Origin of the sequence: Roseburia zhanii, from assembly GCF_014287635.1 — a bacterium.
Classification (GTDB): Bacteria; Bacillota; Clostridia; order Lachnospirales; family Lachnospiraceae; genus Roseburia_B; species Roseburia_B zhanii.
Genome location: NZ_JACOPH010000018.1, coordinates 19793 through 32801, shown reverse-complemented (window position 1 = coordinate 32801; position 13009 = coordinate 19793). Strand labels below are relative to the sequence as shown.

At 40.8% G+C, this 13009-nt stretch carries 3 protein-coding genes; all 3 read left to right on the top strand.

Going from position 1 to position 13009, the window contains the following annotated elements; genetic code table 11:
- Positions 1–28: 28 nt before the first annotated feature.
- The 3 genes from H8S17_RS14305 to H8S17_RS14295 are packed head-to-tail and all read left to right on the top strand — an operon-like array spanning position 29 to position 12996.
- Positions 29–3757: an AMP-binding protein gene (locus tag H8S17_RS14305; RefSeq protein WP_186867733.1), complete on the top strand. Its 3729-nt coding sequence runs from the start codon at positions 29–31 to the stop codon at positions 3755–3757.
- A gap of 14 nt (positions 3758–3771) precedes the next feature.
- Positions 3772–4530 (top strand): prolipoprotein diacylglyceryl transferase family protein, encoded by a 759-nt coding sequence (locus H8S17_RS14300; protein ID WP_186867732.1) that lies wholly within the window; start codon positions 3772–3774, stop codon positions 4528–4530.
- 54 nt (positions 4531–4584) lie between these two features.
- Positions 4585–12996, top strand: coding sequence for an Ig-like domain-containing protein (locus H8S17_RS14295; protein ID WP_186867731.1), 8412 nt, complete (start codon positions 4585–4587; stop codon positions 12994–12996).
- The last annotated feature ends 13 nt before the right edge of the window (positions 12997–13009 follow it).

Here is a 13009-nt window from a genome sequence, read left to right as displayed (position 1 = left end):
GGGAGATGGGGAAAGGCGGTAAGACATCATGGTATACAGAAGTTCGCCATACCAGAGAAATATTATCTATATGACAGAACGTTATGCGGACACACCGATCGCAAATATCGGAGGTCTTGACTGCTATCGCAGAAAAATCTCTTACGATATGGCAGCAGATATCTTTCAGAAGATGGTAGAACTGCATCCTGTAATGCGCCTGCGGCTGCAAAAAGACGGGACGTTTTACCTTAAGCCGTATGAGAAGATCAAGATTCCTTACTATGATATGAAAGAGTGTACGGAAGATGAGATCATAGCCATGGCAGAACAGTGGATGAAAGAGATCATTCCCATGTATGACCATGATCTGTATGATCTGCGTTACATAGAAGGAGCAGACCGCAGTTATGCTTTTTCAAAACTGCATCACGTAATCGGTGATGGGCTGACATTTGTACTGATGGTAAAAGAAGAAGAACAGATGCAGGAACTTCTGTTAGCTGAAAGTGAAATGAAAAGCAGAGAGGACTTTTTATCAGAAGTCTGTGCAAAGGCAGGAAGGATTGAAGATAACCGTTATTTAAAACTGTTAGAAGATGCTTTTTATATGCCGCAAAAGTTAAGAGAAAGAGCAAAAAAGTGGTATTTATCATGCGCAGAATTTGATCAGGTTTCGTGGAAATTAAAAGAAGCGGGACAGTCACCGGAGGCACTTAGGGTTTCCTACCTGCCCGATGCAGCGTGGATGCAGAAGATCACCGGTTTTGTAAAAGAGAATGGGCTTTTTTATGAAACATTGATTTATGGGGCTGTATATTCATATATATTTATACAGAAAAGAGAAAAAACGGCTGCGATCGGAAGAGTATTAGCAAACAGGACGAAGAAGGATATGGAATCCTATGGTCTGTATGCCAATACACTTCCGTTATTTATCAGCCGCAGAGAAACAGAAACCGTAAAAGAATTTTTAAAAAGAATACAGAATATGCTGTTTGAGCAGCAGAAATACGCAGGCTGTGACTATGAAGAATTAGCAGATGCCATGGGATTTTCAGAGCAGATGTATGATATTTCCATTTCTTACCGTCCGAAGAAACTGTTTCCGGCAGATATGCATAATGTCGGATTAGAATTATTTAACGGATGCAGTGAGATACCGCTCCGGATTTTTGTGGACGAATTAGACGGACAACTGCATTTTACCCTGCAATATCAATGTTCATGTTATCAGAGAGAAGAAATCGATGCCATTTACCACAGACTGTATGATCTGATGGAGCAGCTGACCAGAAAAGAGGAAGTCGCAGAACTTTCGGCTGTTACAGATCAAGATGAAGCTTTTATCAATAAAGCAGTAGACAGTAAGCGGATCACATACCAAAGATCTGTATTAGAAGTGATCGAAGAACAGATGCAGGATAATCGGAACAAAACAGCAGTCTGCATGGCACAGGATAAGATCACATACGAAGAATTAGAAACACGTATGTATCAGTGCGCATATTATTTAAGGAACAGCGGAGTGCAGGCAGGAGAGATCGTCAGTGTCTGTTTAGACCGCAGTTTATGGTTATCGGCAGTATTATTAGGTATCTGGAAAGCAGGAGCATCATTTCTTACGATAAATACCGCAGAAAGTGATACAAGAAAAGATACATTAAGTGCAGTCAGCAGTTATTGCATCACCGAAGCAGATATCAGACACATGGAAGCAATCGATGCCTTAGAAGCAAAGAGGTTCATGCAGGCAGAACAACGCTCTGTCCTGTCAGAAGATGATGCTTATCTGATGTATACTTCCGGTACAAGCGGAATACCAAAAGCAGCCATCATTTCACAGAAATCACTTGCGATCAGGCTGATGTGGATGTTAGAAACCTATGGCTGTGGGGAAAATGTGTTACAGAAAACACCATATACTTTTGATGTTTCGATTTGGGAGATCTTTTTACCACTGTTTGCAGGAAAAACATCTTATATGTTACGGCCACAGGCAGAGAGATTTCCGGATGAGATCGGAACAGTGATTACACAGGGTAAGATCGATATGCTGCATTTTGTACCGACGATGTTACAGGTATTTTTAAAAGAAGCAGCAGATCATCATAAGATCTATCCGGATGTAAGGACAATGATCTGCAGTGGAGAAGCATTATCTGCACCGTTAGTAGATCAGGCATATGAGATCTTCCCGGAGTGTACCGTGGTGAATCTGTATGGACCGACAGAATGTACGATCGATGTATTACATCATGTCTGCAAAAAACATGAGAAAAAGATCCCAATCGGCAAGCCGGTCTATAATACCAGGGCATATATCGTAAATGCAGAGCATAAACTCCTTCCCGCCGGTGTGGAAGGTGAGATCTGTATTACAGGAGATTTAGTCGGAAAGGGCTATTACCAGATGCAGTCAGAAGCATTTGGCAGCTTTATGGGAGAACGGGCATATGATACCGGAGATTACGGTATGCTCGGTTTCGATGGCAATATTTATTACTGTGGAAGAAAAGATACACAACATAAAATACGCGGAATGCGTATCGACTTATCTGCATTAGAAGATGTACTGCTGATGCATGAGAAGATACAGCGGGCAGCAGCTACGGTCAGAAATAACCGGATTGAAGTCTGTTGTCTGAGCGAAAAGGAAATACCCAACTTACGGCTGTGGTTAAAAAAACGGCTGCCGCCGCAGCAGATTCCGGCAAAGATCTATTTCTTTTCCACATTTCCATATAACAAAAATGGCAAGTTAGATGAAACACTCCTATGGGAAAAAGCCATAGAGCAGAACAGAATGGCGAAAGCTATCGATGTTTCGGCACAGACAGAAAGAGAAGAGTTTTTACGGGAGATCATTGCTGATAAATTAGGCATGGCTTCTTTATCGGTCACACAGTCCTTTTTTGAAGCAGGCTTAGATTCCCTTCTGATCTTTGAGATCGTAACCGGGTTACGGGAACATGGATTTGTTATTTCCTATGAAGATTTTTACCGCTGCAGAAATATACGGGAATTAGCAGCAGGAAACAGAGGCAGAGAGGAACTGTTATGTTGTCTGCACAAAGGCAGTTCAGATACAAAAAAGCTGTTCTTAGGAATCCCCTATGCGGGCGGAACGCCTTGGCTGTATGCCCCGCTTTGCAGGCAGAACGCATTTTTGGATTATGACTGTTATGCGCTTTCATTAAACAGCTGTCCGAAAAAGAAAATAGAAGCCGTTGCAAGAGAAACCGTAAAACAGCTGTTAGCTTTACAAGAATATGAAGAATATGTTCTCTTTGGTTATTGTGTGGGAAGTGCGCTGGCAATAGAAATCGCAGCAAGGTTAGAGAAGAGCGGCAGAAAAGTAAAACTCTGTATTGCCGCATCACAGATCGCACATGGAATACAAGTGAACCGTTGCATCAGAAGCGGCTGGGATCTTTGCAATAATTATATGTTAAGAAAGATCTTATCCGCAATGCAGGGAAAAAATGAGATCGTTAGCGAAGAAATGGCAGAACAGTTCCGGGTGGATGTCAGACGTTTTTTGGAATATTTTTCGAGAAAGAAATCCCTTAAGGTACAGGGGCAATGCACCCTGCTCTTTGCAAAAAAAGATCCGTTCACAGGCAGCCATAAGAAATGCCGTACGGACTGGGCAGCATTTTTAAACAAAGAACCATCTCATATCAGAGTTTATGAAATAGAGAATGGAGGACATTTTTTCCTCAGGAAGAACAGCGATCAGGCGGCAGAACTGATAAGTCAGATCATAAAAGCATAAGTGGAGGATGCAATATGTGCAAATTACTGCAAATGCCATGGGGAGAGGTATCCGCATACGACTTCTGGATCAATGTCGGAAGTGTAACGGGTGCTATCGGACTACTCATCAGCATGTATGCACTCATCAAAGATAAAAAAGACACACTGCTCATCTATCTTAGTATGTTTGTTGTGATATGCCTTGGTGCATTTCCGGCAAGGGCGGTACGTGGACTGACACATGGAAATGTAGAAGATTTTCGTGGATTATTGGAATTATTTATCACATATCCGGGCAGCCATTTTATAGGGCGTATACTGTTATGCGTCATACTCTATCCGGTCTGTTTCCGGTTACTGTTTCAAAAATATAGGACACTTTTGGATGCTGTGATGGACAGATATTGTATGTTTTTGATATTTCAGCATATCTTTAACAGGATTGCCTGTTTTTATAACGGCTGTTGTGTCGGAAAATATTACGATGGCATCTTCGCCTTACGTTACACAGGGACAGGAAGCGGAGCAGGCTATAGTTATCCGGTCTATCCGGCAGTTTTATTTGAATGTATCAGCATGATCGTATTATTTATCATCGGTCTGATACGAATAAAAAAGAAAAAAGACATGACAAAACTATTCGAGATCGTCTTTGGACTTGTGATCTTCTTATCAGAATTTATGATGGATCATTCCGGGACGATACAGATCGCAGGACTGACGATTGTACAATATGCGGCACTTCTGCTGATCATACTTGGAATCACAAAAAAGGTTAATCACACTTCATAAGTGGTTAATATAAAAATAATACGCTCAAAGAGCAAGGAAGAAAGGAGAGAATTTATGGATTACAAACATCTCAAAGCAATCGGGAAACGTTTTCTGGCACTGATGCTTAGTATGGTCATGGTATTTTCCGGTACGGTTACTTATGCAGAACCGGCAGAATCAGAAAAAACTGACGCTATCGATGATAAAGCATTAAAAGAAGCATTAGAAGCAGAATCAGATACTTATCCTGATGGAGCATTTGAATTTTTTCTGTCCCAGTTAGAGGGAACAGAAGGAGATCCACAAATGGAACTGACCATTGTCAGACGAGGAGGGAACGGAGCAGAAGCATCCGTTGACTTTAAAGCCGTTGGCATATCTGCAGCCTATGGGGAAGACTACACCCTCTCAGTCGACGAGTCGATGTTTACTAAGAGAGTATTAGAGTCGACAGCAGACAATGAAACTTTAACAGAGGATTACGGACAGAATGCCGTAACGACAGAGGCATCGACAGAAGAAGCTGATACGGAGGAATCCACCGAAGCATCAACGGAGGAATCCACCGAGGCATCAACGGAGAAATCCACAGAGGCATCAACGGAGGAATCCACCGAGGCATCAACAGAAGAATCCACCGAGGCATCAACGGAAGGATCCACAGAGGCATCAACGGAGGAATCTACAGAGGCATCAACGGAAGAATCCACAGAGACATCAACGGAGAAATCCACAGAAGAATCCACAGAGGCATCAACGGAGGAATCCACAGAAGAATCCACAGAGGCATCAACGGAGAAATCTACAGAAGCAAAACGTGTACAGCTTACAGATGCTTCACAGAAAAAGAGCAGTTTACAGGCTGCAAAAGATACCTATTTACAGCAAGATTCTAATCCGGTAAACTGGACGGAATTAGATGAAGAATCAAAAGCACAGGCAGAGAAACAGTTTGCAGAAAATGAAGCTGCGATGGAAGAATTTGCACAGAATATTCCGGGTGCATCCTATACCTTTGATTTTGCACCGGGCGAATATAAGAAAACCGTATATATTGACATCATTGATGATACGGTTTCTGAAACTGATGAACAGGTAATGTTCTTACTGAGCAATGCAGTAAATGGAGAATTAGCAGGATCTACAACTGCATACTTAAATATCAAAGATAATGATGAAGATGAAAAGACGATCTTTGCAATGGCAGATAGTGAGATCACAGTAGATGCAGTAGCAGAAACTGCAAAAGTGATCGTAAAGAGAGTATCCGGTGTAGAAAAGATCGCAAGTGTTGTTGTCGGTACAGGTGCAGTCAGTGCACAGCCGGGCGTTGATTACGAAGCTGTGAATACAGAAGTGCTTTTCACACAGGGCATGACAGAACAGGTCGTAGAGATACCATTAAAGCACAGGGATGTGGCAGAAACACTTTCTTTTCAGGTGGCATTAGATCCGGAAACTGCTCTTGTACAGGAAGGTGCAGCGATCACAACTGTAAATATCCTGCCTTCACAGGAAAACAAAACAGAAACGATCGAAGTTTCCAAAGAATTAAATGCAGCAACAAATGAGATCAATGATACTCGTACATTCAAAGACTGGTGGGTATCTGTAAACCGTGGCATGGACTGTTACTCAGGAAGAAAAAGATTGCTTTCTGATATCGATCTTAGCACAGCAGATTATATTACAGTAACATGGAAAGCTGACTGGGGAAGCAATGTAACTACGCGAACATACAAAGATGGCTGTGATGAAAAGGAAGAAACAATTACTTACTCGGACAGAGATGCATATCTTTATGTCAATGGACAGCAGGGAGCAGCAAGATATACCAATACGTTTGACTGGACAGATACAAGGATCAATCTGAGCGATGCGATGCAGACAACCAATGCTTATATTGATGCAGAAGTAAAGACAAAGAATAACAATAATCAGGCATCCATCGATATCAGTAAAGTTGTGATCCATTACCCGGGGTATACATTTACAGTTGCCAATACACCATATGTCAGCGGCAATTACAGTAACCAGTATGTAGAGAAGATCTACACAGAATCCGGTAATAAAAAGGACAGCGACGGACACCGTTACAAAGATGGTACAAGATTTACGATCGGTACGATCCAGGTTACCAAAAATGGTGCAAATAACTTTGGAGATTCTGTTGTATTACATAAATCTTCAGATTCGATCAATTTCAAACATACTTATGATACGAATGCCAATGGAAATGGTGTAAGAATCAAAGAAGGAAATGACGGAAACGTTTATATTGTCGGATACCAGCTTCAGAAAAATGGTTCCTCAAGTACATGGAGTGAAGTCATTAAACCGGACGATTTCAAATTCTCAAAGGCATTTATCCAAAAATATAAGAACTATTTAGGTTCCGGAAATGTATTTTTAGTACGTCCGGTATACCGTCCGTTTACTACAAATGTTGCATTCCAGAATTCAGACAGCAAGAAGGGAAATTATAACAATTCATTTAAGAACAACTCTGTACTGCGCTGTACACAGTTAGATACGATCGAATTAAATGGTATTGCAGTAAAGGGTTATTCCGTAGAGGGATTCTCTCTTGCAGCACATCAGGACGGCTGGCTGCATCAGAGAGGTATTTCTGCAAATCTCTTATCAGAGAGAGGAGAGAATTTCTATAACCAGAATGCATCATTTATTAAGTCAGAAACGCAGCGTATCTCATCAAGCAGATACCAGAAAGTGGCTGTAGCAAATGCAAAATGGTTTAAGACAATCTCAAATAAGATCACATTTACACCGGATAAGGAATATGTATTTTTAAATATGACTTATACAACTCCAAAGATCCGTGTAAAGATCGATCCAAAAAATAATAACAAGGATAAAGGTGCAGTTGTTTATACACCGGGGGCAGATGAAGTAGTAGATAAAACCAGTGTATTAAATGGCAGCAAGGATCAGGAACTTGTTGTATCCGGTGTTACTTTAAATCAGGAATATACATTCAATGCGGTTACAGAAGATGGCTACAGGGCATATTGGAAGAATTTTACCGGGGATGATAATGAAGACGGCAGGATCACAACCGCCGAAGAAAAATTAGTATCCCAGTACAGTATCGTGCGTACAGCCAACGATGGAAATGCTTATACATTCCGTCCACAGCTTGCAAATTCCCTGATCTATTATGGATTTAATCCGGTATCAGAGAACCGCTATCCGGGATTTATAGACGGTGTTGTTACATTAAAGACAAAACCGATCTTTAGTGAAAAAGAAACACTTGTAGCAGTCAATGGTGCACAGGTATCTGTAGCAGGTAAAACGGTTGGTACGAGCAGCAATGCAAAATATGGTGGTGTGAAAGAAAACGGTGGTGATGGTTACTTCTCTATCAGCGATAAAGATTTCACATCAGGCGAAAATGTAACTGTTAATATTTCCTATAATAATGTAAGTTTAAGTGCAACACAGGCAGTCAATGCAGCAGCGATCTATACATTAGATGCATATGATACGATCCGTGTATCAAATGCAGCAGCTTATCGTTTAGAAGATCAGAATACGGCAGTGAAGATCAATGCAGCAGATATGGCAAGCGGTGATATCAAGTACAGAATTGCCATTGATACCTATTCCACAAATGATGCAATATCAGCAAAGAAAGCTGTATTCCGTTTTTACCGCAAAGATGGAAGTTATATCAATGCAGCAGACCAGACGGTAACGACTGATAATGGTTCATTTACCTTAGACTTTAACCCGAAGACATTAAGTATTCCGACAGGTGCAAGTATGACGGTACAGTTCTATGACCAGAATGATATCGGCTACTTTGAACATGAACTTGGATTTAATTTTGCACAGTCCTTAGGTATGGTAAGTTTCTTATCCAGTTTTAACTTTGGTGGTGCAGAAAAAGCATTAGAGATCATCGGAACGATCGATTCTGCATTCAACTTCGGCTGGGACGGTAATATCGATAAGGAATCTGATAATGTCATCATATCTGACGACAGGAGCACAAAGACACTGACTCTTGGCTTTGATTTTGCATATGAAGCAGAAACCGATGATAAGGATGACGAAAGTGATAAAAAAGCAGGCTCTGATGCAGCCAAGAAAGAAGCTGTAAAAGACGCAGCGAAAAATGCAGGTGTCAGCAAACAGCAGAAAGAAGCCCAGAAGAAAGCTGCAGAGGATGCAATAGACAGCGGAAATAAGAAAAATAAATCTTCTGCAAAAGTGGGAGCAAGCGGTTCTGTAGCAGTATCCTTCTCACTTGGTGTCACCATGTGTAAATCAGAAGATCCGGATCATCTTAGTGAATGGTATTTTAAAGACATGATGCTCTGTGTAAAAGCAGAAGGCGGAGTGAATGTAAAAGCATCTTATGTAACACCGATCGGTATTCCGGTTGTTGCAGCATTATCTGTAGGTGCAAGTGGTTCCGCAACCTTTATCATTGAGCAGAATTATCTGAAGAAGGAATATTATTTCTCAGATGTAAAAGATACCACAACAAGCAAGATCGATCTGTTCAACTTCAATATGAATAATAAGGACAGGGCATTTGATGCTTATGGAATCTTTACGATCGCACCGTATATCGATTTAAGTGCGGGAGTTGGCTTTGACTTCTTAGAGCTGTCGATCGGCGGACGTGCAGACTTTGACATGAACTTCTATACCGATTCCGGTATCAGCAATACAGGAAGTGTCAACTTATCTGCTTACGTAAGGTTAAAAGTATTATTCTTTACAAAACGGTTTAATATTGCAAGCCATAACTTCTCACTGTTTGGCAATGCAGTAGATTCTACAGGAGCTTTAGCAAGCTTAGGTGAAGAAGATTACCGTTATGTAGGTTTAGATACTTTAGAAGTCGATGACAGAAGTTATTTTGCTAACCGTACAGAATGGAATAGTACGACAGCCGATAGCATTGATCAGGTAGGAAGTATTGCGGATGCAAGCGGAGTAAAAGAAACGGTATTGCTCAACGGTGCTTATCCGGATATGGATACACAGATTTTAGAAATTTCCAAAGGTAAATACTTAGCAGTATTTATATCAGATGATGTAGACCGTAATGAGTGGAATGGCAAGTCATTATTCTATACGATCTATAGCGAGGAGAATGATAGATGGTCAGTACCGGCACTGATCGAAGATGACAATACATTAGATGAAGCACCGGCAATGTTTGATGTTGGTGATAAGATCTATATCGCATGGTCTACAGCAGACAGGGCATTTACAGAAAAACCGGGTACATTAGAAGCGTTAAATTCGATGAATATCCATGGTGTATTCTTCGATAAAGAAACGTACCAGCTTGGAAAGATTGATAAGATCACAGAAACAGCACCATTTCATTATGAAACAGAGGATGGTGACATCATGGCTGATAATACAGCAGATGTAGATCCACATATTTCTTATGATAAAGCTGCGAATAAGATGCTCATCTACTATACAAAGAGCGAGTATGCCAGTTCTTCTACAGAGGAAGATGGTGTGATCGGAGATGCAGTCAATCCATACAGCGTCATCGCATATCGTATTTATGATATGAAGACTGGTAAATGGCAGAGTACATATGATGCTTCCGAAGGAGTTACACAGGACTATGAAAAAACATGGTATGGACAGAGATTCTTAGATTTAGCACCATTAGCATCCATTACAGAAAAATTAGATGATGATGGTTACTGGTCAGAAGATCCGGTGATCAGTGCATACCAGCCGAAAACATTAGAAGATGGAACGATTGTAGATCCGATCGTCATTGAAAGTGATGCGATCACTTATAACGGACTTTCCTTATTTACTTATGTTATGGATTATGATGGTAATAAAGAAACGATCAACGACAGGGATATCTTCTTACAGATTTATAACTATGCGGAAAACAGCTTTACTTATCCGATCATGATCACAAATGATACAGCTTCCGAATCTAATATCCGGTTAGCACATGGATGTAATGCAACAATACTTGCCTATATTTCAGATGGCACGTTAAAAGCGATCAATATTTCACAGTTAGTCCGCAGCAGACTGATCAAAACAGAGGTAAATGGTAAAGAATTGTATTATATCAACCGCTCCGCACCATCTGATACAGATGCAGCAGATGCCGGTGTATACGAACCTGTTATGACAATCGCAGGAAAAGATGCTTCTTATGTGCAGAGTTCAGAAGATGATACCGAGGAGCAGACAGAACAGACAGATGACGGATCGATCGCAGCATTTGATTTTGTTGCAGCAGATAATTATATCTATGCGATCTGGACACAGAACAAGACAGTTGTAAAAGAAGGCATTGATCCAAACAGTGAAGAAGCACAGGATGCAAAGAACCGTATTGCCGAAGCACAGCTTTATACAGTCCGGTTTGACAATGCAAACAATGTAGTAACAGATCCGGTACAGATCACGGAAGAAACAGGTGCAAACTTCGATAATATTGCATTTGCAGTGAATGAAGATGGAACGATCAAAGCATTAGCAACAAAAGCACCGAGTAAGGTAGAAACAACAAAATCAGATGATGGTGTTGAGATTTCTTATCCGGTTGCAGATGAAGACAACAAGACATTTTTAGCACTTGACTTTTCACCGAAAGGCTCACTTGCAGTTGAAGATGTATCAGTGGAAGAACTGATGGCAGGTGTGGCATCTTCAGTAAATATCGATCTGTATAATGACGGATTAGAAACACTCGATGGTCTTACATTTACAGCAGTAGATGCAGATGGTAAGGAACTGTATAGTGCACCAATCACAACCGGAGAATCTGAAACAAAGATCTTTGGTGGAAGGTCAGTACATATCAATTTCCCGATCACACCGGCAGAAGATGCAACGAAGTGTGCATTTACATATACGGTGATGGATGCAGATAAGAATGTACTGATTGAGGATTCCTTTGAGCAGGAAATCCCATTAGTGGTAGATGTAACAGAGTTTACCGCAGATTTAACAGACAGAAATACAATCGTATTTAATGTTGGTGTTCAGAACAACGGAGCAAGAAATTCCGGTGTACAGACAATCAATATCGCAAAGAGCGGCAAGAAGGGCAAACAGCTTCTTTCTATCCAGACGGAGTCCTTAAAACCGGGTGATACCGTATATTATGAGCGTGAGATCACATTTGCAGATTATGAAGATATGTTCTCAACGTATATTGATGTGGATTCTGAAAGCTATGAAGCGATTACGACCTTTACCGCAGAAACAGGTATGGGAAATGGTGCATCAACAGAAATCGAGCTGACAGCTACAAAAGAGCAGCGGCTTCGTATGGAATCTATCAAGAATATCCAGATCTTAGATGATGCAGATAACCAGATCACAGATCAGGGATTCAAGATTGGAACCGGAGAAGTAAGACAGTTACAGACAGCGATCAAATCTGTTCCTTATGGCGGCAGCCGTTATGAAGGAATGGATGATGAAACAAACAAAGATAATGCAAATGGACTTCGTGTACTGTATCAGACAGACAATGAAGATGTTGTTTCCATTTACGACAGCGGCTATATTGAAGGCTTAAAGAAAGGAAAAGCAACCATTACCGCATATATCCTTCCTGAAAACAATCATGTAACATACAGTCAGGAAGACGGAACATTAGTAGAGGATAACTTTACAACGATTCCGGAAGAAGCAATCAAGACAAAGACGATCATTGTCAATGTCGGTGGAGCAAAAGAGGTGCCAGTGACACCGGAGGTAAAAGCAAAAGAAGCAACAGGTATTATCTTAAATCAGACAAAAGCATCGATCGCAGTTAGAAACAGTATACTGCTTGCAGCAAAAGTTTCACCGGATGATGCAACTGATAAGACGGTGACATGGAGCAGCAGTGATCCTTCCGTAGCAACTGTTACAGATGGTAAAGTAACAGGATTAAAAGGCGGTACAGCAGTGATCACAGCAGAAACTGCAAACCATATCAAAGCAACCTGTCAGATTACCGTAAACAGTGTGAAGTTTGCAAAATCTTCCGTAAATATCGGATTAAAAGAAAAATATGTGATCAAACCGGTATTATCGAAAGGAAGTACTGATAAACTTTCAAAAGTCAAAGTAAGTTCTTCGAATAAGAAGATCGCTACAGTCAAGAAAGCAGCAGGCGGCAAATTAAAGATCACCGGTAAGAAGAAAGGCAGTGCAAAGATCACAGTCACCACAACAAGCGGAGCAAAGGCTGTCTTAAAAGTAACCGTAAAGAAAGCACCAAAATCCATTAAGGCAAAACGTGCAAAGTATGAGGTAAAGAAAGGCAAGAGCAAGAAGATTGCTTATTCACTTACAAAAGGCTCTGCAAGTGGAAAGATCACCTTTAAATCTGCCAATAAGAAGATCGCAGCTGTAGATGAAAACGGTAAGATCACTGGTAAGAAGAAAGGAAAGACCAAGATTACACTTAAGACATATAATGGTAAAAAAGCTACCGTTAAGGTAGTTGTAAAATAAAGGAGGTAATGAC